This is a genomic window from Streptomyces sp. NBC_00250, assembly GCF_036192275.1.
GTDB lineage: Bacteria > Actinomycetota > Actinomycetes > Streptomycetales > Streptomycetaceae > Streptomyces.
This window is the reverse complement of the sequence record NZ_CP108088.1, coordinates 868629-889280: the sequence shown is the minus strand read 5'-3', so window position 1 is coordinate 889280 and position 20652 is coordinate 868629. Positions and strand designations below refer to the sequence as shown.

The following is a 20652-nucleotide window of genomic DNA, read 5'->3' as shown; positions in this document are numbered from 1 at the left end:
CCCCTGAAGCAATCCGTACCGACCCCGCTCTGTTGAGGACCCGCCATGCGTCTGGAACACGTCATTCTCGGCCTGCTGGCCCTGCGCCCGCTCTCGGGCTACGACATGCGCAAGTGGATGGACGGCCCGGGCAAGTACATCGGCTACGGCGTGCAACTGCCCCAGATCTACCGGGTCCTGCCCCGCCTCGTAGCCAACGGCTGGGCGGAGTTCGCGGTCGACCCCCGCGACGGCAAACCCGACGCCAAGGTCTACCGGCTCACCGACGCAGGCCGCGACGAACTCCTGGCGTGGGCCCGCGCACCGTACGAACCGTCTCCACGCCCCATGGACCCCGACTTCAAACTCCGGTTCCTCTTCGCCGGACAGCTCGGCCCCGAGCTCACCGTCGAAATCCTCCGCACCGAACTCGACTACCGACTCGCCCGACTCCGCGAAACCGGATGGATGGACTTCACCACCATCCCATTGGACCCGGTCCCCGAGATCGACCTCGCGTGGGCACGCGCCATCCAGCTCTCGGCCCACGAATTCGGCTACAGCAGCACCGCCGCTTACATCGCGTGGCTTCAGCTCACCCTCGCCAAGGCGGAGGTCGCGGCAGGCCAGGCCCCGAGCAGAGCCCCCTACCGCGGTCGCGCAGCCATTGGCGAGCAGGGCGGCTCCTGATCAGCACATGAGGCGTGGGTCCCAGTCGTCCAGGACCGCGGCCAGGCGGTGGGGGAGGATCAGCGGTACGCCGACCTGCGGGCCGAGCTGCCGGTAGACGAAGTCGACGCCGCGCACGGACACGGAACGGGTCAGGCCATCGTGACGACGACCTTGCCGGCCTTGGCGCGGCCCTTCTCGACGTGCTCCATGGCTTCCCGGGTCTGATCGAATGGGAAGACTCGGTCGACGACGGGACGGATCTTTCCTGCTTCGATGAGCGCCGTGAGTTTGCGCAGCTGGTCGCCGCCGGCCTTCATGAACAGGAACGAATACGTCACGTGGCGGCGCTTGGCGCGGCGCCGGGTCTTGAAGCTCAGCGCGCGCATCGCCAGCCGGAGGATCGCGTTGGCGTCCAGCTCGCGGGCGAAGGCGGCGTCGGGAGGGCCTGCGACGCTGATGACCTTCCCGCCGGGCTTGAGTACCCGCAGGGACTTCTCGAGCGTCTCGCCGCCGAGGCTGTCCAGGACGACGTCGTAGTCGTGGAGGACCGTCTCGAAGTCCTGCTTCTTGTAGTCGACGACGATGTCCGCGCCGAGGTCCTTCACCAGGTCGACCTTGGCCGTGCTCGCGGTGGCGGCCACGTGCGCGCCCAGCGCCTTCGCCAGCTGGACGGCGATGGTGCCCAGGCCGCCGGAGCCCGCGTGGATCAGGACCTTCTGGCCTGGCTGCACGTGCGCCCGTTCGACCAGGGCCTGCCAGGAGGTGAGGGCGACCAGGGGGAGTGACGCGGCTTCCTCCATGGTGAGGGTGGCCGGTTTGATCGCCACGTCGTCCTGGTGGACGGCGATGAGTTCGGCGAACGTGCCGATGCGGTCCTGGTCGGGCCGGGCGTAGACCTCGTCGCCCACCGCGAACCGTGTGACGGCCGATCCGACCTGGACCACCGTCCCGGCGAGGTCGTTGCCCAGGATGAGCGGGAGACGGTACGGCAGGATCGCCTTGAGGTCCCCGTCGCGGATCTTGAGGTCCAGCGGGTTGACGCTCGCCGCGTGGATCCGGACCAGGACGTCGTCGGCGCCCACCTGCGGGTCGGGCATATCGGCGGCGCGCACACCGGCCTTGTCGTCGTACCGCTCGATCATGAAGGTCTTCATCGTCGTCTCCGTTGCCCGTCCGCATGGGGCGGGATCCCTGTCTCTCCTGGGCTTCTCCCAGTACGAGACATTTTGTGGCACTTGCTTCAGCCCTTCGGGGCCCGTCGCCGATGCGGGAGGTGTCAGCTCACCGGCGCGGCCGGGGCGATGACGCGGCTGGTGTCGCCTCCCTGGATGCCGCTCAGGGATCCGGTGATCGCCTCGTGAGGAACTCCGAGGGGCACCGCGCTGACCTCCGACAGCCGGGCGAACTGCTGCGGCGTCAGGTGGACGTCGAGCGCGCCCAGGTAGTGGTCGAGCTGGGTGAGATCGCGGCCCGATGATCGGGCTGTCCGGTCCGGCGTCCGAAGGTCGTGTAACGCATCAGGTGTCCTCACAGAGGGGGCTGGCAGGGGAAGGGGGCGGGACGTGTCTCACGCCGCATTCGGTGAAGAGGCCAGGCTCTGCCTGACGTACCGGGTGGTCTCATCGGCGAGGATCTCGGGCAGTCCCGTCTCGATGCCGTGCAGGGCCTGTGCGGCGACATCGGCGGGGTCGGCTTTCTGATCGGCGGGAACGCCTGCTGCCATGTCGGTGTCCATGTATCCGACGTGCAGCGCCGAGACGGTGATGCCGCGGGGTGCCAGTTCCTCCCGGGTCGCGTCGGTCAGGGCCCATGCCGCGGCCTTGGCCGCGGCGTAGGACCCGAGGTCGGCCGGGTGCAGCCAGGACAGGACGGACAGGACGTTGAGCACGGCGCCGCCGCCGTTGCCCTCGATGACGGGGGCGAAGGCCCGCGTTACGGCGAGCGGACCGAAGAAGTTCGTCTCCATCTCCAGGCGTACCGCGTCCAGGCCTCCCGCGATCAGCGGCGTGGCGGTGGAGATGCCCGCGTTGTTCACCAGCAGCGTCGCGTCGGACGCGGTGCGGGCCGCGGCCCGGATCGACTCCTCGTCCGTCACGTCCAGCCGCAGCGGGATGACGCCGGGCAGGTCCACCGTCTCGGGGCGGCGGGCCGCCGCGTACACCGTCGCTCCGCGCTCCACGAGCTGGGCGGCCAGCTGTCGCCCGAGCCCCCGGTTGGCGCCGGTGACCACCGCGACCGCGTCCTTCAGTTCCATGCCTACTCCCAACGTTGCGGGCATCGAGCGACCCGCGCTAATTAGATTACGGTTGCAATCTAACTCTCGGTCTATGATAGATGTCAAACGACATCCAATTGGGAGGTGGCTGATGGGCCGTGTATCGCAGGCGCAAGCGGAGGAGAACCGTCGGCGGGTCGTGGAAACCGCCTCCCGGCTGTTCCGGGAGCAGGGCACCCACGTCAGCGTCGCCGACCTCATGAAGGCGTCCGGCCTGACCCACGGCGGCTTCTACAAGCAGTTCGCCTCCAAGGAGGCACTCATCGACGAAGCCACTGCCCATGCGTTCGACGAACTCACCCGGCTCCGCAACGACGGACTCGAGCAGCATGCAGGGCAGCGTGACGCCGCCCAGCAGGAGCTGATCGACACCTACCTCTCCATCAAGCACCGCGATAGTGCAGCGGACGGGTGTCCCGCCGCCGCACTCGCCGGCGACATGGCGCGCGAACCCGGAGATCGCGAGGCCCGCCGCGTCTACACCGAGGGAGTGAGTGACTTCGCCGAGTGGCTCGCCACCGAGGGCGGCCAGGACGGCATCACGCGACTGTGCACGATGGTCGGCGCACTCGTCCTGGCCCGGGCCACCAAGGGCTCCCCGCTCTCCGAGGAGATCCTCACCACCGCGCGCACGGCATTGACGGAAACCAACTGATCAGGGACACGGTGCCGGGCGGTACGCCGCAGAAACGTACCGGCCCGCCAGGAGCAACAGCTGTCCACACGGCCGCCGCCTGGCGGCCCGAGGAACGGCATCGGAGGCCGGAAGCGGCTGCGCTGGTGTCGGAGGCGGGGAGGAGTCAGGCTGGGAGGGGTGAGCAGGCCACATCGGGCATGTAAACGGCCGAAGGGGCTCAGGATGATCGGGATGGCGGATATCCGTGAGTGGCGTACCCACGACGTGCTCGACGCCGGAGGGCACAGGATCGGAGTGCTGGAGGCCGTCTACGTGGACACCAGCACCGACGAGCCGGCCATGGTCACGGTCCAGATCGGCCTGCCCACCCGCCACCGTCTGGTCTTCGTCCCGCTGGACGGGGCGATCGTCGGGCCGGGCTATGTGAAGGTCGCCCACGACAAGGCGCTGGTGAAGGACTGCCCTTCGATCGGCATGGACGATGTGCTGCCCTTCGAGGACGAGGAAGCCGTCTTCCAGCACTACGGCCTGCCCTACCAGCCGGGGCCGAACGGCGAGCGGCAGTTGGCCCGCCGCTGAGCTGCCCCGCCCGACCGAGGAGGTGTCCGTCGTGACTCTCTTTCTGGCCGTGCTCGTCGTCGCGATGGTCTTGGGCATCATCGGCGCCACCGCCGAAGGGCTGCTCTACCTGCTGATCATCGGCATCGTCCTGCTCGCCGCGGACGTCGTCTACTTCGGCCTGCGCCTGCGACACTCCTCACGCCGCCCCCTTCGCTGAGGTGCGCGGTGATGGGGGTGCCGTTGCGCTGGTGACACCCGCTCTTCCTCACATCCCAGGAGTGATCATGATCCCTGTTTCCAGGGTAGGTCCGGCCCTCGGGTGGTGACTTCCGGGACGGGACAGCCCTACCGTGGAGAGAACAGACGGAGAAATCGCGCCCTGGGACCGAAGACCCGCGGTGACCGGACCAGGGCCGGTACGAAACAGGCGTGGGCGGAGGTCAAGGACGCCGTCGAACACTGACCACCGCGTCCGCCCCGCCCTACGGGTGCGCTGTTCGGTTCGATCCGGCACGTGGAGGTGCCAGATAGGGCCATCAGGAAGGGCGACAGTGTCGCTCAGCCCAAGTCCCGGGGTCTGTGCCTGGCTGACAGCCGTGCCGTGGAGGTCGCGTCCAGGGTCGGGCTCTGTGCCCGGGGAGTGATCTACGTGCTGGTGGGGATTCTGGCCGTGCGGATCGGCCTCGGCAGCGACAGCGGCCAGGAGGCCGACCGGTCCGGCGCGGTGGGGACCCTCGGCGAGCAGCCGTTCGGCCGGATGCTGCTGTGGGCGCTGGTGGTGGGGCTGGCGGCGATGGCGCTGTGGCGGCTGTCGGAGGCCGTGTTCGGGCAGACGGGGGAAGGCGGGGACAAATGGACGCGTCGCCTGGGTTCTCTGGGGTTGGCGGTGTTCTACACGGTGATCTGTATCGGTGTGGTGCAGACGGCGCTGGCCGGTGGATCCTCCGGGGGCCGCCCTGGCGACGAGACGTCGAAGGAGTACACCGCGAGGGTGCTGAACTGGCCGGGTGGGCGAGTGATCGTCGGGGTGTTCGGGGCTGTTCTGGTCATCGTGGGCGTGGTGATCCTGGTGCGCGGCCTGATGCGGAAGTTCGAGAAGAATCTCCGGACGGACGAGATGAGCTCGGCGACGCGGCGGGTCGTCGCGGTGCTGGGAACCGTCGGCGGAGTGGCGTGCGGCGCGCTCGCGGCGGTGGCCGGCCTGTTCGTCCTGCTGGCCGCGGTGCGGTTCGACCCCAGCGAGGCCAAGGGCCTGGACGAGACGTTGCGTTCGTTCGCCGAAACCCCCGCCGGGCCCGTACTCCTGATCGCCGCCGCGGTGGGCCTCGTACTGTTCGGCCTCTACTCGTTCTGCGAAGCCCGCTGGCGCAAAGCCGCTGAACACGGGGATCCGGCAGAACAGCCGACCGGGGCTTCAACCTCGGGGCCACGCCCCAGCGCGTCCTAGAAAGGCGAACCTGTCCACCGCCCCGGGCCATTGGTCTCCGTTCGGGGCGGTTGCGGCGCGCGATCCGCCGTGCGCGGGACAGGGAGTGCAGGCGTACTCGGAGTCCGTACGCGGTCCCGCCTTCGGCGCCCGGCGGTTCCGGTATCCCAGCCCGTGCGGGCCTGGACGGGGAGATCGAGCAGGCCGCGGAGCGTGCCACTGACCCGGCGGAGCGTCAGCGGCCGAAGGACAAGCCCGCCGGATCGAGGAGCAGGGCACGAGGGAGAGCGAGCGGGGCCGCGGGGACGCCGCCCCCATGTGACTGGCCTGCACCGGTACCGGCCGGTGTCTGCCCACGCGAACCTCTCCGCGTGAGGGAGAAACCGGCCGGTGTTGTGTGCAGCGTGGAGTGGTGACGAGCGGCTCAGTGGGCCGGGCGGCGGCTCGCCACGGAGCGCACACCGAGGCTCGGATCAGGCGGCGGCCTGGAGGGCGGGCAGGTAGGCCCCCGACTGGCCGGCCGCGTTGGGGTGGAAGGACTGTCCGATGGGCCAGTTGAGGGCATGGAGCCAGGGGGCGGCGTCGCACAGCTGGTGGCCCGTGAAGCGGTCGGCGACGTCTTCGTGGACGAAGCCGCTGTGCTGGGCGACCTCGTCGCGGATCACGTTGTTGAGGGCGTCGGCTCCCTTGTTGAGCGCGGTGCGCTTGGTGGCGCTGATGCCGGGGCAGGCGGGGACGGTGAGGTCGTAGAACCTGGGGTAGCCGAGGATGACGACGCGGGCCTGTGGGGCGCGGGCGCGGACGGCGTCGTACACGGTGTCGAGCTTGCCGGGGAGCTCGGTGCGCGCGGTGGTCTCGGCGGTGGCGACGGCGTCCAGGCAGGCGCTGTCGCTGCCGAACAGGCAGGTCGCCATGACCGTGCCGAGCCCGATGTCGTTGCCACCGATGGTCATGCTGACCAGCGTGGTGGTGCTGTCCAGCGGACTCAGCTGGTTGGCCAGGACGTCGGTGGTCTTCGCGGCGCCGCACGCCTGGAAGGCGAAGGTGTCGGGGGTGGTGAGCCGGGCGTAGAGGTAGGGGTAGGAGTTGACGCTCTGGTTGCAGTCGTTGAGGTAGGTGGTGGAGGAACCGCCGCCGGCGGAGTAGGAGTCACCGAGGGCCACGTAATGGATGCCTGCGGTGGGGGCGGCGAGGGCGGAACCGGTGGTGGTGAGGCAGAGGGCCGCCGTCGTCAGCGCGGCGAGGACGGTGGCGAGGGCACGGACGCGGGGTCTGGGCATGCCGAAGATACGGCTCTTGCGCATGACGGTCTCCGGGTGGGTGGGTGCGGGTGAGATGTGTTCAGGCGCTGCGGGCGCAGCGGAATCCGGCGTGGCCCCTGGTGCTGTCGGGGGTGATCGCGGTGCGGGCGGCGCCCCGGCGCAGGGCCGCGGGCAGGAATCCGGCGAACACGTAGGACCAGCCCAAGCGTTCGGCCTCGGTGACGTGCCCTGTGTCGTCGACGAACCGCGCGAAGGCGTCGTTGGTGACGGCGCAGACGTCGATCAGGAACGGCTTCAGCCGCATCGACCTCACCGGCCCCTCGCCGTCGGAGGGAAAGTCTTCCGTGTCGTCCGTGCCGGTGAGAAACGTGCCGCCGGGCAGCAGCACCATGCCGTCAGCCGGGGGGTCGTGGCGGGGCCGCGGTGAGGAGAGCAGCGGCAGAAGGGCGCCGGAACCGCCGCAGAACCGTACCGGCGCACAGCAGGCGGCGAGCGCATCGGGGGCGTGTCCCGCAGTCTCGTCGCCCGGTTTTCGCGCGGGGGAGTCCGGCTTCATGACAGGGCCTGTTCGCGTCGCCGGTCGAGCTTGTGCTGCATGCGGGCGGTGTCGCGGGCGTAGGCGCGGTGCAGCAGGGTCAGGAACGCCCCGTTGACCAGCATCAGGACGACCAGGACCCACAGGAAGACGGAGCGAAGGCCGATCGCGTCGCCGAGGAAGCCGGCGCCGAGGCCGAACACGGCCCAGGCGATCGCCTCGAAGACGGAGATGTAGAGGGTGAAGGCCGCGGGACGCAGCTCGGGTGGGACCACAGCCATGATCATCGGCCGGTTGATGCCCGGGTTGACGCCCTGCGCCGCACCCATGAGGCCGAAGGACAGCGCGTACAGGCCGAAGCCGCCGTACTGGAACTGTGTGCCGAGGAACGCGAATGCGGCGAAGAGGATCTGGGCCGCCTGGAGCACGGCGGGCAGGCCGTGACGCGGGCTGAGCCGGGCGGCCCAGTCGGCGGCGACACCACCGAGGATCGTTCCGGCGAAGTACCCGATGCCGATGGGCATCAGGACGACCGACGCGGTCTGGGTGGTGAAGCCGTACACCTCGACGAGGAAGACCACGGCGAACGAGAAGACGAGCATGTGACCGGAGAGCAGCCTGGAGACCAGCAGGACCACGAAGGTGGGGATCTTCAGAAGAGAGGCGACCTGGTGTCGGTTCACCAGGCCGGAGGCCTCCCGGGCCGTCCGGTCGAGGTCGGCGAGCTGCGCCTCGGAGGCGCCCGGGCCCGGGTCGCGCAGGTATCGCCAGAGCACGAGGCCGAAGAGGATGCTGAACGCGCCGATCGCCCACAGGCCCCAGCGCCAGCCGTCCTCGACGCCCGCCAGCTGGCCCTTGAGCGCGGCGAAGGCGGAGGACGCGAGCGCGGTCGCCCCGAACAGCATCCCGACGGCGCGGCCCCGGGACGTGCTGTCGTACAGGTCACCGACGAAGGTGGTGATGATCGGGTGCGCCCCGGCGTATCCCGCGGCGAGCAGCGTCGAGAACAGCAGGAGCTGGGTGAAGTTCTGGGCGAAGCCCGCTGCCACGCCCCAGACGCCCCACAGACCCGCGCAGATGACGAGCACCGTCTTGCGGGACCAGCGGTGGGCGGCCCAGACCCACAGCGGTGCGGTGATCACGCCGACCAGCTTGCCCGCGGCGGTCAGGATGCCGAGGGCGCCGAGCGAGAGGCCGAGGGCCTGTCGGATCACGGGGAACAGGCCGCCGATCATGCCGGCCTCGGTGTTGTCGACGAGCATGGCTCCGCCCAGGAGCGACAACTGACGCCGGCGGCCGGGAACATGGGCGGCCGGGGTCTGTCCGGTCCTGCCGGGATCGTGGATAAGCTCGGGCATGACGCCTCGCTTCCTCTACGTGTGTGGTCTCTTCGCTGGAGATGCACGGGGAAAGGGGTGTGTCGGCTGGTGACGAGGCGGCCACCCCGTCACCAGCCACCTCTTGGGCCACGCTCCGGTCCAGCTCGGGCAGCGGGTCCTGGAACCGGTAGACCTTCGCGTCCGGCCGTCCCTCCCGAGGGTTGACCTCGAACTCCACCCAGCCGTCGTCCGCCATCCGGCCGAGCAGCCGGTAGATCTGGCTGTGGTGGGCCCGCGACCGCAGGCCCTTCCGTCTCCACCCATCGCCCCAGGTCGAAACCGCTCCAGGGGCGCCCGGCGAGCAACGCGGGCAGCACGCACTCGAACTTCACCATCTTCGGTCCACCCCCCTATGTGCACTGTCATCTATGTGATGAGTGTTCTAGGGCCTGCGGACCGATGGGTCAATGGATTCGGCTCGTGCTTATCAAGGCCGTATCAAGCCGTTCATGATGGACGTGACCGATTCGGAGGACGTGCGGGTCTCTTGTAGGGGGCCCATGAGGACGCCGTACAGGGCCGCGAGGTCCGAGGTGGGGTCGCCGGGGTCGACGCGGTCCCCGGCCCCGGGGTCGACAACAAGCGCAGGGATCGCCTATGTCCGCCTGGACTGAGAACAGCCGCAGCAGGTGGGGCGGTAGTCGTCGCACCCCTCCCGTGCTGCCGTCACGATGCCTGGATCAATGGCCCGGCATTTGTGCCGTTGGATCCGTGCCTCAAGGCCGGCCCGGTGAGTGGCCGGGTTCGGGGTCGTTGCCGCCCTCGGGCTTCGGGCCGGTGCCAGGGCTGGTCATGGCGGGGCCTCGGTACGGGGTGGGGCTGGGCGGGAGTCCGGCTTCGGCTTCCAGGCTGGCCAGGGTGAGCTGGAGCCAGGCGATGTAGGCGGCCGTGGAGGCGTAGCCGTGTTGGTGGGCGGCGAGGTGGAGTTTGCGGACCCAGGTGGTGTCGATGTCGGGGATGGGGTCGAGGCCGAGGGCGGTGAAGTCCATCCAGCCGGGCTCCCCGAAGTGGGCCAGCCTGTAGTCGAGTTCGGTGCGCAGGACGGCGATCGCGTGCTCGGGACCGAGTTGGCCGGCGAAGAGGAATCGCAGCTGGAAGTCGGGGTCGGCCGGGCGCGGTGAGGGCTCGTACGGTGAGCGTGCCCAGTCGAGGAGAGCGTCGCGGCCGGCTTGGGTCAGCCGGTAGACCTTGGCGTCCGGGCGGCCTTCGCGCGGGTCGAGGTCGAACTCCGCCCAGCCGTTGTCCACCAGGCGCGGAAGGGTGCGGTAGATCTGCGGCAGCTGCACGTCGTAGCTCAGGTACTTGCCCTTGCCCTCCATCCATTTGCGGATGTCGTAGCCGGAGGCGGGGCGCAGGGCCAGCAGGCCGAGGATCACGTGCTCAAGGCGCATCGGCTGCTTCCTCCGGAGAGTCGTGGGCGTGGATGTCGGGGTGCTCCATGCTACCCGGCCGGGCTTGACGCGCTGCGCCCGCTGGCTATGGAACTCGGTACCTATCGGCGGGCCCGAGGTGATGACCTGACCTGAGCCGCGTTCCGACGGGAGACGAGAGGGGCGGAAGAATGCAGTCGTCGTTCGCCGGCCCGCGGACTCCCCTGGCGGAGCGCCGCCATGTCGATCTGCAGCGGGTCGCCAGCGCGCTGTGTCGACCCGTTTCCTGAACACCCATCTTCCAACTCCCTCATCTTTCGACTCCGGGCCTGCGCCGTGTTCGTGCCGGGCCCTGTTCAGGAGCGCACCGTGTCCATGCCCGATCAGAAGCTGTCCCGCCGTGCCTTCGGTGGAGCTCTCGGAGCCGGGGCGGCGGCCGCCGTCGGCTTGCCCGCCACCGCCGCGCACGCGGAGGCAGCCGACTCCCCGGCTGCCGCGCAGGAGCAGCCGTTCCGCGCCGTGCGAGGCCGCCGGTCCAAGCGGCCGAACGTCCTGTTCATCATGGCCGACGACTTGGGCTGGGGATCTTTCCTCCTACGGCTCACCCGGCATCAGGACCCCCAACCTCGACCGTCTCGCCGCCCAGGGCGTGCGGTTCACCGACGCCTACGCCGGGTCGTCGACCTGCTCCCCGACCCGGCTCAGCCTCTACACCGGCCGCTACCCCGGGCGGATCAGTGCAGGACTGGACGAGACGATCGTCTAGGACGCCACCGCAGGTCTGGAGCCGACCCACCCCACCCCACCCCACCCTCGCCTCGCTGCTGCGCGACAGCGGCTACGCGACCGCGTTGATCGGCAAGTGGCACTACGGTTTCCTGCCCGACCACTCGCCGACGAGGTCGGGCTGGGACGAGTTCTTCGGGAACTTCGCCGGGGCGCTGGAGTACTACTCCAAGCTCACCAGCAACGGGCAGTACGACCTCTACGAGGGTGAAGTTCCCTACAAGGACCTGCGGTACTACACGAGGATCCTCACCGAACGCGCGAGCCAGTACATCGAGCGCCGGCACGAGAAGCCGTGGCTGCTCAACCTCAACTTCACCACCCCGCACTGGCCTTGGACCGCCGACGGTGACACGGAGGAGGCCGCCCGGCTGGAGAAGGCCGTCAGGTCGGGCAACACCAGCGCCGCCCGTCTCGCCCTCGTGCACCTGGACGGCGGTTCCCTGGACAAGTACCGGCAGATGGTCGAGGGCCTGGACCGCTCGGTCGGCGAGGTCCTCAAGTCGCTGCGGCGCTCCGGGCAGGAGCGCGACACGATCGTCGTCTTCGCCAGCGACAACGGCGGCGAACGCTACTCCCACAACTGGCCGTTCAACGGTGCCAAGTCCTCTCTCCAGGAGGGCGGCATAGAACGCCCTCGTCAACGGCCGTGACCAGCTCTTCGACCTCAGCCGGGACCCCAGCGAGTGGGCCGACCACGCCGCCTGGCAGCCCGCACTGCTCGCCGAACTCAAGGCCGCCTGGGAGGAGACCAACGCCGGCCTGCATCCCTATCCCACGCCGGCCTAGGTTGTATTGACCCGCAGCGTTGTCGACGCGGCTGATGGGTGGGTGTCCGTCGTGTGCGTAGGGCAGCGTCGGTGGTTGTAGGTGTGGAGGAAGCCTGCCAGGGCTTCGGTCCGCTCGTTGCTCGAGGTGTAGGGCCGCAGGTCGGCCCACTCGTCGAGGAGGGCCCGTACCCCTCGGGAGCGCGGTCGGGAGGTAGCTGAGTTGCCTTCCGTACCGTGAGACGGGGGTTGTGCGGCGGGATGCCAGGGCCGGATCATGGGGGCATGACCCGTCACGCACACCTGAGCCGTCGGCTTGATGTCGACCTGGCCCGTGCGTGTTCGGCGATCTGTCGCCGCGCTTGTTGAGCGCGGTGCCTCCTGCCCGGGTGTTTCCGGGCCGTTTCTCGTCCTGCCGGGCGGAGTGCACCTCTGTGTCCACACTCCTCTGACGGGACCCCCATGCGCATGCGCACTCGCGCTGCCGTGCTCTCTACGGCTGCCCTCCTGCTGACCGCCCTCACCCCGGCGCATGCCGCCGACTCGTACAGCCCCCTGCCGCCCGCCAACCCGTTCGCGGGCCCGGTCGGCACGGCCACCATGCACGGGGACACCGGATCCTCCGACGCCACCCCGCTGCCGGGGCCGGGTGCAGGCAGCATCCGGTCGAACCGGACGGCGTTGCAGTCCGCCTGCCCGACCGTGCTGGTCGGGGCGGACGGCTATCCGGTCGCGCTCTGCACGGAGATCTTCGGGTTGGCCCCGACGGTCCACCTGCTAGACCCGGCGACCAGTGAGTCGGTGGCCGAACTGACGCTGGCCAAGGGGTCATTGCTCGGGGGTGTGTACGCCTACCTGGACAACCGGGACCAGCTGGTCGCGGTGGACGGCAACCGGGACCTGCTGCGGATCGGGCACCGTCGCACCGCCTCCGGCGGCTGGGAGCTGTACGTCGACTCCCGGCTGTCGCTGGCCGGGGCGGTGCCAGAGGGGGACGCCGTCACCGGGCTGTCGCCGGACTGGCAGGGCCGGGTCTGGTTCGCCACCGGCGCGGGGGTGGTCGGCACCGCCGACGACCGCAACGGCGTGGTCCGGACCTTCGCACTGCCGGCCGGTGAGCGGGTGTCCAACTCGATCTCCACCGCGCCGGACGGGACGGCGGTGGCCACCACGCACGCCACCTACCTGCTGACCGCGGCGGCGGACGGCACGCCGCAGGTGAGCTGGCGTCAGGCGTACGACCGGGGCCCGGCGCGCAAGCCGGGCCAGCTGAGCTGGGGGACCGGCTCCACCCCGACCTTCTTCGGGCCGACCAACGGCACCGACTACGTGACCGTGGTCGACAACGCCGCGCCGACGGTGAACCTGCTGGTCTACCGCACCGACACGGGTCAGCACGTCTGCTCGGTGCCGGTGCTCAAGGCGGGGGGCAGCGGCAGCGAGAACTCCCCCGTGGCAGTGGGCAATTCGATCTTCGTGGCGAGCACCTACGGCTACCCGTACCCGAAGCTGCCGGACGACGCCGGGCCGAGCGTGCCCGCCTCCGACAACTACCGGGGCGGGCTGAGCCGGGTGGACGTCCGGGCCGACGGTTCGGGCTGCGACCTGAAGTGGGACAACAAGACCAGGTCGGCCGCGGTGCCGAGGCTGTCCACCGCGGACGGGCTGCTCCGTACGGTGCTGCGCAACCCGGTGATTCCCGGCACCAGCAGCACCTCGGTGCTCGACCCGTACTCGTACGCCGAGATCGACCCGGCCACCGGGCGGACGGTGCGGACGGCCTACCTCGGGGCGGGGTTCATCTTCGACACGCTACAGATGGTGGGCAGCATCGCGCCGGGCCGGGTGGTGCTGCAGGGCACCACCACGGGCGTGCTGCGGATCACCGCTGAGTAGGGCGTGTCCCCTTGGTGCATCGAGGTCCGGCTTCTGGCTGCCTTCGGGGATCGGCAGGAGGGGCTGACGTGTGGGTGGTCGGTGGGGAGTGCGCCGCGGTAGAGGTCGCCGGCGTAGCGTGCGCCGGGGACGGCGAGCCAGGGGTCGTGGTCTTCGAGCAGGGCGATGCGCGGGTCGGTCAGGCTGATGTCCAGCCACGGGGAGATGAGGATGGTGCGGCAAGGTCGGTGACGGCCGGCACCACCTTGGCCGCGGGTCGCCAGCGGGGCAGGGGTGCTTCAAGGTCCCGGTGATCACACGAGTCCGCAGACCAGAGTGGTCTGGAGGGTCCGGGTCGGCCCGTCACGTACGCGGCGAGTGCATCGTGCGCGTGCGGCTGCATCGCTCTCGGGAACAGGGCGAGGGCCCGGGCGGGCGGGCCGGAGAACGTGTCGCTTCCGCAGATGCGCCGTGTCGTAGAGGTACAGGTCGGCCGGATCGTCGTCGTGGGCGGCGCGCGGTTGTGGGAGGGCCTGGACGGCCCCGTCGAGGAAGAGGCTCGACGGGGCTATGGGATCGGCAGGCCAGCCGTTGTCCGCGCGCGAGGCTGGGGCAGGACATGGCTGACGATGGGACGCCGACCATCACCTCGGCGTCGTCGCCCAGGGCGGTGATCCGGCCCGCGCGGACGGCGAGCGCAGCGGCGGCGGTGCACAGCACCAGCCACAGCGCCCGCTTGGGTCTGGCGACGCTCGCCATCAGCAGGGCGAAGAGGGCGAAGCAGAGGTTCAGCACGCCCAGTACCCGGGCGCCGCCCGGCGGCTGGGTGGCCAGGACCAGCGAGCTGGCAAGCCACATCCCGGAGAAGCAGGCCATCAGGGTCGCTGCCAGGACATCCCGGGCACCGAACGCGTGGAAGCCCACAAGGAGTTGGAGGAAGAATGCGGGCAGGATCGTGAGGGCGACGGCGTGCTCGGCGCCGTCCTCGAACAGGCCGAGTTGGAGGCAGTCGACGATGGTCGAGGCGATCGCCACGGTGTAGAAGCCCAGTGGCATCGGCGAGGCGATGGGCCTCAGGGTGATGCGTGTCATGCCACGCAGGTCGGGCTCGTGGTGGCGGCCTCCGTCGGGCCGGGTCGGGTGCTCGGGCCCCTCGGGGGTGGTGTCGCCGGTGGCCATGGGGTCCCCTCGGGCTGGGGACGGGCGCGTGTCGGCGGCCGGGACCCGCCCCGCGGCAGGTCCCCGCCCGCCGGCCGCCACGGTCAGTGGGCGGCGAGGGCCGTGCGCAGGGTGGCGATGGCCACCTCCGCGCCCTGGGTGCCGCGCAGCGCGTTGAGCAGGACGAAGTCGTGGATGACGCCCTGAACGCGGATGGCGGTCACCTCGACCCGGCCTGCCGCAGCTTGGCGGCGTACGCCTCGCCCTCGTCGCGCAGCACGTCGGCCTCGGCGGTGATCACCAGCGCCGGGGGAAGGCCGCTGAGCTGCTCGAGGGAGGCCCGCAGGGGGAGGCGGTGATCTCGGCGCGCTGGCTCTCGTCGGTGGTGTACTGGTCCGAGAACCACTGCATGCCGTCGCGCCGCAGGAAGTAGCCTTCGGCGAACTGGCGGTAGGAATCGGTGTCGAAGCGGGCGTCGGTGACCGGGTAGAAGAGCACCTGGTGGGCGAGGGTCAGGCCGCCGCGTTCCTTGGCGAGCAGGGTCAGCACGGCGCTCATGTTGCCGCCCACGGAGTCGCCGGCGACCGCGACGCCTCGTCCGCCCACACCCGATCGGGGCGGACGCGTGGCCGGCCCGGGCCCGATGCGGGGCACGCGGACCTTCTCCAGCACCGGTTCGAATTGCGGCGAGTCGCCGCGCTGCCCGGCCGTGATCACGATCGCCATGGGTTTCTGGCCCTGCTCAACGGCCAGGTGCAGCTTGGTGGTGAACCCGCCGCGTGAGCGACCCAGTCCGTGATCATCGGGCTCGGTGAACACCGCCCGGCGGTTCCTTCTGCCTCGCCCAGTGAGAGGCCATCCGTGCCCCCTCCGAGGCAGCCGGGCACGGATGGCGGCACCTACCGGAGATAGGCGCGGCAGGAGACCTGCGTGCTATCGCCTCCGCCAGATATCGAACACCTGCTGCACGTCCGCCTCGATGACGTCTTGCAGCTCGGCATCGCCGGTCGGTGTCTCCAGCCCCAGCGCGTCCGCGGTACTGCGGTAGTGCGGTGCGAACGCTGAGTCGCCCGCCGTCAGCAGCGATGACAGCAGCGCGAAGCGGCGAAGAAGAACGGCGTCACCCGGCAGGACAAGCCCCGGCGCCGGACCCGGATCGTGCCGCGCGACGGCCGCGACCCGCTCGGCCTGGGCAGGGCGATCAGCTTGATGACGACCGAGCGCGGCCTGGTCGCCCCGGCCGCCGGCGGCACGAGGCGGCAAGGGTCATCGGGCATCCGAGACCGCGATCGGCCCGACGACTCCTATCCGGCCGGCTGCAATGCCCAGTAGTGCGGTTCGATGGGGGCGTGCCTCACCACGATCCGACCGTTCACGCCGGGATCGTCCACGATCTTTCCGAACGAGGGGGAGAAGTCGCCGGGTGTGTGCTCGATGTCGGCCCACACCACGCTGCCGGGCCCGTCGGAGCCGTAGGAGACGGTCCACTCGGCGTACCTGTCACCGCAGCTGGTGACCGACACGCCGTGGTACGACGTCACCTTCAGGCAGGTGCGCGGGTCCGAGCCCGACGGGGAGACTTCCATGTTCCCGTCGGGGCGTCGCAGCACCTGCCAGTTCGCCGAGGTGGACGCGGTCTCCGCGCAGTCGCCCAGCGACACCACGCCGACACTCGCGTGAGACTTGGGCCAGACCAGACACTTGCCGTCCGTGAGAGCCGCGAACCGGTAGACCCCGTCGACGAGCGGGGCGGCGTGGGCGGGTTGCGCGAGTGCCGCGGTGGCCGCGAGCGCGGCGGCCGTGACGGCGATGACGCGTGAACGCATGACGTGAGACTCCTCGAACAGCCGTGGTCGATCCGATCACACGGCACAGACGCGGTGGAGAGCAGCCGCCGCCGGAGACGGCGGCGGACTGATCTTGGAACACCGGTTCCGCCGGCAGCGGCTTGCGACGGCCGCTGTCACTCGTCTGGCCGAGCCGTGTCATCCGATGGCATGGCGGTTCGGGATGCGGTCTCGCCGCCGAGAACTTCGTGATCACCATCAGGGGGCTGGACGCTGCCCTGTGTGCGTCAGGCCGTCAGGCCCGCCACGTTCAGGGTGTAGGCCATCAGGGGATCGCAGAAGCGGGGTTCAAGGCGTGGTCGTCCAGGGGAGCCATCACCTTCATCGTCTCCTCCGCCGCGCCGATGAACAGCGCCGGGGCGCCGTACGGTGGTGCCCCCTGCGGCCGCGCGCGGTGTTGTGGGCGACATGAGGCTGGCGGACCGGGCGGTGCCCGGCGTCGAAGGGCCAGCCGACCAGGTAGCGGAGGCGGCAACGGTTGTCTCCACCGCCGTGGACAGGGTCGGTGGACAGGAAGCATCCGGTCGTGGGGTTGTGGAAGCGGGCGCCCATGGGGACGAGGCCGGTGAGGGCTTTGAAGTGTCGTCTGGCGCCGAGCCAGCCCGGCTCGGCCCGCCCTCGACCAGACCAACCTGCTGACCTTCGACCTTGACCGAACACATAGGGGTACCCCCGCTGGGAGCTCGTACGGGTGAACCGGTCCTTCAACGCCGTCCGGCCGAGCCCTGAAGCCCTACGGTGTGGCCTCGACTGACAGGACGGATACGCAAGGAGACCTACTGCATATGGTCACCATCCCCGGCGCGCGTCGCCGGTCCTGCCCTCGTTCCATCTGCCGTACGCGAGCGGGGGTCGTGGGTCTCATGGTGATGGCCGGGGCACTGCAGTCCCTGGCCACCGCCGCTCCCGCCCACGCCCTTGAGACGCGGACCTACAGCACGCCGGGAAGCTACACCGTCACGGTGCCGAGCGACGTGACCTATATCGCGGTGAGCCTGACTGGTGGGGGCGGCGGGGGCGGCGGCGTTGGATCCGGCCCCGCGTTCGGGGACGGCACGGCCCAGCCAGGCGGCGGTGGCGGAGGCGGGGGAGCGAATTCCTCCTGTTTCCTGCCCGTCAAGCCCGGCGACAGGATCACCATCACCGTCGCCGCGGGCGGCTCCGGCGGGCCGGCCAGTGGCCTGGACCGAGACGGCGCATCCAGTGGGAACTCGGCCGTCACGGTCAACGACACAGCCGGCGGCGCCGGTGCGCAGGGCGGTGCCGGCGGGCACCACAGCGCGAACGCCTTTCCCGGCACCGGAGGCGCGGGAGGCGATCGCGGAATGAGCTGGTGCGTCGGCAGCTTCGCCAACCTTTACACGGGCCAGGCAGGCGCCGCAGCGAACGCTGATACCCGAGCGGGAGGCACCGGCGGTGCACCCGGGGCCGTTCCGCCCAACAGTTGCGGAGCCGGTGCGGGCAGCGGCGGATCGGGCGGATCGGGCTCCGTAAACGGTCTTGCCCACCAGCACACCGAAAGCCTCCCCGGCGCGAACGGTTGTGTCGTCCTGACCTACTGACACGTCCCGTTGCCCGTCTCGTTGGCATCGAGCCGGTGACCATCGCCGCCGCGTGGGCCGTAGGCCAGGCCCGAGGCCCTGTTGATCTGGTCCTGGATCAGCTTCTTGACCGCCAGCCCTGCTGGTACGCACTCGTGCTGCGCGCCTGGCCGTAGGTGTAGGTACTCCGTCCGGCCCGCGCGGAGTGGGCCGGACGGCCGGTGCCGACCGCCGCTGCCGCCCTGCGCCAGGCCGGATGAACGCTTTTGGCCCAGTGACATCAACCCGGTGCCCGACACGGACGCCGGCGAACGCAACGACCCACCCGCCAACAACCTGCGGGGACACCCCGAGTTCCCGCAGAAGAACCTTCAGAGAACCTGGCCCCACGATCTTCACGGCACGAAGGTGCGCTGGATCGCGCCGAAGCTGATCGCGGCGGCCCACGGGCAGGTGCCCGACACGGCGGGTGCGTACCCTGCACGTCCTGCCGCCCGCCCCGGGGAAGGCCAGCCCCGTCACGGCGGCCGCCGACCCGGCCTCGCCTGAGTCCGCACCCGCCGTGTCGACGCCGCGCCCTGCTCCGTGGGCCGGCTACCACCGCGCGCTCGAGGCGCACCGCCAGGCCACGTCGCCGTCCCGTGTGGACCCGGCCACCGCCCGGGCGGTGGAGCGGCAGATCGCCGCGCTGCACACTGACCCGCCGTGCCTTCCCCGAGCCTGACGTACCGGACGATGTGCCGGCCCCGATTGAGCAGGCCCGTGCCCAGCGCCGCCGTTCGGCCGCGGCCGCCGAGGCTGCCGCGCTGCGCCGGGCCCGCGCGGAGAAGGACCGGTCACCAGCCTCGCCCGGTTGAACCTGCCAGCAGGGCCAGCTAGCGCTGGGGGGCCGGAGGCCGGCAGATCTTGCAGAGTTTGTACTGGGCGCCGCCGGGAGGCCCCGTGTGGTTGTCAATCCACTGGGCTGCTTCGTCGGCTCCTCCGCGTAGGTCAGTGTTCGTGACGCCGCTGACCTGTGATGATGCGTCGCAGACATGTTCGTGACGCTGACTGTGCAGGTTCCGACCTGGCGACGTCAGCTCGCCATCGAGTGCAGCACGGTTGCTGGTATCTAGTGTCCGGCGGTGATCTTCGCAGCGGCGAGGGCACCTGCCAACGCGGAACGGATCGTCAGACCGCTTCGGTCGCCGCAGGACAAAGCAGCGCCCCCGCCGACCACAGCAGGGGCGCCGGCTCGGCCAGGTGCGCGGGTTCGGCCGTTATGCAGAGGCCAGGGGGTAGCCGGTGACGATCGCGGCGACGTACGAGTCGTAGCTGACCCGTCCCTCGCTGTCCACGGTGACCTCCTTCATGAGCTCCTCAACCTCCGGTGAGGTCAGTGAGTCGCCCCAGTTCAGAAGGAGTTGGCGGAGCTCAGCCTCCGTGATGAATCCGGTGTCGTCGGTGTCGAGGGCCTTGAACGCGTCCAGCATCCGCTTGCTCTGCTCCGTCGGCGTCGCCAGATCCACTCGAACGATGCTGCGGAAGGTGTTGGTGTCGATCCGTGCGTCGGTGCCACCGGTGGCTTCGCGCAGGGTCACGTCGACATCAGCCGCCTTCCACCCGCCCTGGTCCACGAGAAGAGCGCGAACGTCTTTCTGGCTGACACCGGTGCCGTCCGTGTTGAGTTCGTCGAACCGGTCCCGCAGCATCTTGCCCTGGTCCTGTGCCATGTGTGGCCGCCTTCCCGTGTTGTCGTGGCACGCCTGTGACCATACCGACACCCAGGGTGACAGACCGTTGGTCTCCGTGATCGCACAACGCAGAGAGCCAGGTGGTGAGCGGTGAGGATCGCCCTGCCCTGGGGGCAGCAAACTTTCCGTGGCGCACCACCAGCCAGGCCGCGTGGGCCCTGGGCCTCGGAGGCGCCGGCCAGAGCCTCGGCCGCACCCTCTCCACGACCCTCGCCCGCCACACGGGCACCACCACCCGCACCGTCGTCCTCATCGTCCTCGGCGCCCTGACCACCGTCGCCTTCGCCATCGTCCCCGGGCCCTTCGGGCTGCTGATCGCGGTGTCCGTCGTCGAGGGCGTCGTCCGCGGCAACCTCACCATCCTCCAGGCCGCAGCCATCACCGACCGCTGGGGGACCACCCACTACGGACGCTTCTCCGGCATCCTCAGCGCACCCGCCATGACCGCCTCCGCCCTCGCCCCTTCGCCGCCGCCTTCCTCGCCCCACCCCTCGGCGGCACACCCCAGCTCTTCGGCGTGCTCACCGGGATCGGAGCGGCTGCCGCGCTCGTCGCCCTCGGCACCTCGGCTCGCTCCCGCGCGCTAGGCAGCGTCGTCAAAGGGGTCATGCCCACATGCGCAGTGCTGCGAGGGTGACGGCTGCCTTGTCGTACCTGGTGGCGAGGCCGCGCCATTGCTTGAAGCGGTTGAAGCAGCGCTCGACGACGTTGCGTTGCTTGTACAGCTCCTTGGAGGATGCTGAGGCGTGGCTGCGCCGGGCCCGCACCGACAGTGAACGGGGCGAGTTTGCCGACCCTCGCGATGGTTCCATCACTCTCGCCGACTACGTCACCCACCACTGGAGAAAG

At 70.2% G+C, this 20652-nt stretch carries 20 protein-coding genes and 7 pseudogenes; 11 read left to right on the top strand and 16 right to left on the bottom strand.

Going from position 1 to position 20652, the window contains the following annotated elements:
- Positions 1-45 precede the first annotated feature (45 nt).
- Positions 46-669, top strand: a complete 624-nt coding sequence (locus OG259_RS03830; RefSeq protein ID WP_328940879.1) for a PadR family transcriptional regulator — start codon at positions 46-48, stop codon at positions 667-669.
- Here OG259_RS03830 and OG259_RS03825 read toward each other — a convergent pair whose 3' ends face one another.
- The 4 genes from OG259_RS03825 to OG259_RS03810 form a co-directional block, all read right to left on the bottom strand.
- Positions 670-792 (bottom strand): hypothetical protein, encoded by a 123-nt coding sequence (locus OG259_RS03825; RefSeq protein ID WP_328940878.1) that lies wholly within the window; start codon positions 790-792, stop codon positions 670-672.
- Between the two features lie 8 nt (positions 793-800).
- A complete protein-coding gene (locus OG259_RS03820; protein WP_328940877.1) occupies positions 801-1805 on the bottom strand; it encodes an NADP-dependent oxidoreductase in 1005 nt (334 codons plus the stop codon).
- Between the two features lie 122 nt (positions 1806-1927).
- Positions 1928-2182 carry a hypothetical protein gene (locus OG259_RS03815; protein WP_328940876.1) on the bottom strand — a complete coding sequence of 85 codons (255 nt, stop codon included), beginning with the start codon at positions 2180-2182 and terminating at the stop codon, positions 1928-1930.
- A gap of 36 nt (positions 2183-2218) precedes the next feature.
- The gene (locus OG259_RS03810) at positions 2219-2905 is read right to left on the bottom strand and encodes an SDR family oxidoreductase (RefSeq protein ID WP_328940875.1); all 687 of its coding nucleotides are present in this window, start codon (positions 2903-2905) and stop codon (positions 2219-2221) included.
- A 112-nt stretch (positions 2906-3017) separates the two neighbouring features.
- On the opposite strand from OG259_RS03810, the gene OG259_RS03805 reads away from it, so the two are divergent.
- The 4 genes from OG259_RS03805 (at position 3018) to OG259_RS03790 (ending at position 5571) form a co-directional block, all read left to right on the top strand.
- On the top strand, positions 3018-3581 hold the full coding sequence (locus tag OG259_RS03805) for a TetR/AcrR family transcriptional regulator (protein WP_328940874.1): 564 nt from the start codon (positions 3018-3020) through the stop codon (positions 3579-3581).
- 204 nt (positions 3582-3785) lie between these two features.
- Entirely contained in the window at positions 3786-4142 is a 357-nt protein-coding gene (locus OG259_RS03800; RefSeq protein WP_328940873.1) for a PRC-barrel domain-containing protein, read from the top strand.
- 31 nt (positions 4143-4173) lie between these two features.
- A complete protein-coding gene (locus tag OG259_RS03795) occupies positions 4174-4341 on the top strand; it encodes a hypothetical protein (RefSeq protein WP_328940872.1) in 168 nt (55 codons plus the stop codon).
- Between the two features lie 297 nt (positions 4342-4638).
- Positions 4639-5571, top strand: a complete 933-nt coding sequence (locus OG259_RS03790) for a DUF1206 domain-containing protein (protein ID WP_328940871.1) — start codon at positions 4639-4641, stop codon at positions 5569-5571.
- A 452-nt stretch (positions 5572-6023) separates the two neighbouring features.
- Here the strand turns inward: OG259_RS03790 and OG259_RS03785 are convergent, their stop codons facing one another.
- The 4 genes from OG259_RS03785 to OG259_RS03770 all read right to left on the bottom strand — a co-directional run bounded on the left by OG259_RS03785 (position 6024) and on the right by OG259_RS03770 (position 10117).
- The gene (locus tag OG259_RS03785) at positions 6024-6854 is read right to left on the bottom strand and encodes an SGNH/GDSL hydrolase family protein (RefSeq protein ID WP_328940870.1); all 831 of its coding nucleotides are present in this window, start codon (positions 6852-6854) and stop codon (positions 6024-6026) included.
- Between the two features lie 37 nt (positions 6855-6891).
- Complete coding sequence (locus tag OG259_RS41705) at positions 6892-7368, bottom strand: SUMF1/EgtB/PvdO family nonheme iron enzyme (protein WP_443051910.1); 477 nt, start codon at positions 7366-7368, stop codon at positions 6892-6894.
- Positions 7365-8705 carry an MFS transporter gene (locus OG259_RS03775; protein WP_328940869.1) on the bottom strand — a complete coding sequence of 447 codons (1341 nt, stop codon included), beginning with the start codon at positions 8703-8705 and terminating at the stop codon, positions 7365-7367. Before OG259_RS03775 ends, OG259_RS41705 begins: the two co-directional genes overlap by 4 nt.
- A 737-nt stretch (positions 8706-9442) precedes the next feature.
- A complete protein-coding gene (locus OG259_RS03770) occupies positions 9443-10117 on the bottom strand; it encodes a PadR family transcriptional regulator (RefSeq protein WP_328940868.1) in 675 nt (224 codons plus the stop codon).
- A 170-nt stretch (positions 10118-10287) separates the two neighbouring features.
- Here OG259_RS03770 and OG259_RS41700 point away from each other — a divergent pair, with 170 nt between their 5' ends.
- Together OG259_RS41700 and OG259_RS03765 are read left to right on the top strand one after the other, a co-directional pair.
- Complete coding sequence (locus OG259_RS41700) at positions 10288-10386, top strand: putative leader peptide (RefSeq protein WP_398436726.1); 99 nt, start codon at positions 10288-10290, stop codon at positions 10384-10386.
- Positions 10387-10471: 85 nt separating this feature from the next.
- A pseudogene (locus OG259_RS03765) lies at positions 10472-11671 on the top strand (sulfatase-like hydrolase/transferase).
- A gap of 3 nt (positions 11672-11674) precedes the next feature.
- Here the strand turns inward: OG259_RS03765 and OG259_RS03760 are convergent.
- Positions 11675-11838, bottom strand: a pseudogene (locus OG259_RS03760) (IS481 family transposase); the annotation flags it as partial.
- A gap of 279 nt (positions 11839-12117) precedes the next feature.
- On the opposite strand from OG259_RS03760, the gene OG259_RS03755 reads away from it, so the two are divergent.
- Positions 12118-13545, top strand: coding sequence for a hypothetical protein (locus OG259_RS03755; protein ID WP_328940867.1), 1428 nt, complete (start codon positions 12118-12120; stop codon positions 13543-13545).
- 367 nt (positions 13546-13912) lie between these two features.
- Here the strand turns inward: OG259_RS03755 and OG259_RS03750 are convergent.
- From OG259_RS03750 to OG259_RS03730, 5 genes and pseudogenes are all read right to left on the bottom strand, one after another.
- Positions 13913-14147 (bottom strand): annotated as a pseudogene (locus tag OG259_RS03750) (glycosyl transferase); the annotation flags it as partial.
- A 639-nt stretch (positions 14148-14786) separates the two neighbouring features.
- Positions 14787-15273: pseudogene (locus tag OG259_RS03745) on the bottom strand (alpha/beta hydrolase); the annotation flags it as partial.
- Positions 15264-15474 (bottom strand): annotated as a pseudogene (locus OG259_RS03740) (transposase); the annotation flags it as partial. The pseudogenes OG259_RS03745 and OG259_RS03740, both read right to left, overlap by 10 nt.
- Positions 15475-15615: 141 nt before the next feature.
- Positions 15616-15945 (bottom strand): hypothetical protein, encoded by a 330-nt coding sequence (locus tag OG259_RS03735; RefSeq protein WP_328940866.1) that lies wholly within the window; start codon positions 15943-15945, stop codon positions 15616-15618.
- Positions 15946-15986: 41 nt separating this feature from the next.
- The gene (locus tag OG259_RS03730; protein WP_328940865.1) at positions 15987-16508 is read right to left on the bottom strand and encodes a hypothetical protein; all 522 of its coding nucleotides are present in this window, start codon (positions 16506-16508) and stop codon (positions 15987-15989) included.
- An 806-nt stretch (positions 16509-17314) separates the two neighbouring features.
- Here OG259_RS03730 and OG259_RS03725 point away from each other — a divergent pair.
- Both OG259_RS03725 and OG259_RS03720 read left to right on the top strand, forming a co-directional pair.
- Entirely contained in the window at positions 17315-18091 is a 777-nt protein-coding gene (locus OG259_RS03725) for a glycine-rich domain-containing protein (protein ID WP_328940864.1), read from the top strand.
- A 267-nt stretch (positions 18092-18358) separates the two neighbouring features.
- Entirely contained in the window at positions 18359-18619 is a 261-nt protein-coding gene (locus OG259_RS03720) for a hypothetical protein (protein WP_328940863.1), read from the top strand.
- A 710-nt stretch (positions 18620-19329) separates the two neighbouring features.
- On the opposite strand, the gene OG259_RS03715 is transcribed toward OG259_RS03720, so the two are convergent.
- Positions 19330-19782, bottom strand: a complete 453-nt coding sequence (locus OG259_RS03715) for an EF-hand domain-containing protein (RefSeq protein ID WP_328940862.1) — start codon at positions 19780-19782, stop codon at positions 19330-19332.
- 155 nt (positions 19783-19937) lie between these two features.
- Here OG259_RS03715 and OG259_RS03710 point away from each other — a divergent pair.
- A pseudogene (locus tag OG259_RS03710) lies at positions 19938-20440 on the top strand (MFS transporter); the annotation flags it as partial.
- On the opposite strand, the pseudogene OG259_RS03705 reads toward OG259_RS03710, so the two are convergent.
- A pseudogene (locus OG259_RS03705) lies at positions 20409-20567 on the bottom strand (transposase); the annotation flags it as partial. The pseudogenes OG259_RS03710 and OG259_RS03705 sit on opposite strands and share 32 nt — an antisense overlap.
- Positions 20568-20652: the final 85 nt, after the last annotated feature.

Bases quoted from the DNA above. Each gene is read 5' to 3' on its own strand.
- OG259_RS03810 (WP_328940875.1), bottom strand. From the start codon at position 2,905: ATGGAACTGAAGGACGCGGTCGCGGTGGTCACCGGCGCCAACCGGGGG.
- OG259_RS03715 (WP_328940862.1), bottom strand. From the start codon at position 19,782: ATGGCACAGGACCAGGGCAAGATGCTGCGGGACCGGTTCGACGAACTC.
- OG259_RS03725 (WP_328940864.1), top strand. From the start codon at position 17,315: ATGGTCACCATCCCCGGCGCGCGTCGCCGGTCCTGCCCTCGTTCCATC.
- OG259_RS03785 (WP_328940870.1), bottom strand. From the start codon at position 6,854: ATGCGCAAGAGCCGTATCTTCGGCATGCCCAGACCCCGCGTCCGTGCC.
- OG259_RS03800 (WP_328940873.1), top strand. From the start codon at position 3,786: ATGATCGGGATGGCGGATATCCGTGAGTGGCGTACCCACGACGTGCTC.
- OG259_RS03830 (WP_328940879.1), top strand. From the start codon at position 46: ATGCGTCTGGAACACGTCATTCTCGGCCTGCTGGCCCTGCGCCCGCTC.
- OG259_RS03805 (WP_328940874.1), top strand. From the start codon at position 3,018: ATGGGCCGTGTATCGCAGGCGCAAGCGGAGGAGAACCGTCGGCGGGTC.
- OG259_RS03770 (WP_328940868.1), bottom strand. From the start codon at position 10,117: ATGCGCCTTGAGCACGTGATCCTCGGCCTGCTGGCCCTGCGCCCCGCC.
- OG259_RS03820 (WP_328940877.1), bottom strand. From the start codon at position 1,805: ATGAAGACCTTCATGATCGAGCGGTACGACGACAAGGCCGGTGTGCGC.
- OG259_RS41700 (WP_398436726.1), top strand. From the start codon at position 10,288: ATGCAGTCGTCGTTCGCCGGCCCGCGGACTCCCCTGGCGGAGCGCCGC.
- OG259_RS03775 (WP_328940869.1), bottom strand. From the start codon at position 8,705: ATGCCCGAGCTTATCCACGATCCCGGCAGGACCGGACAGACCCCGGCC.
- OG259_RS41705 (WP_443051910.1), bottom strand. From the start codon at position 7,368: ATGAAGCCGGACTCCCCCGCGCGAAAACCGGGCGACGAGACTGCGGGA.
- OG259_RS03730 (WP_328940865.1), bottom strand. From the start codon at position 16,508: ATGCGTTCACGCGTCATCGCCGTCACGGCCGCCGCGCTCGCGGCCACC.
- OG259_RS03755 (WP_328940867.1), top strand. From the start codon at position 12,118: ATGCGCACTCGCGCTGCCGTGCTCTCTACGGCTGCCCTCCTGCTGACC.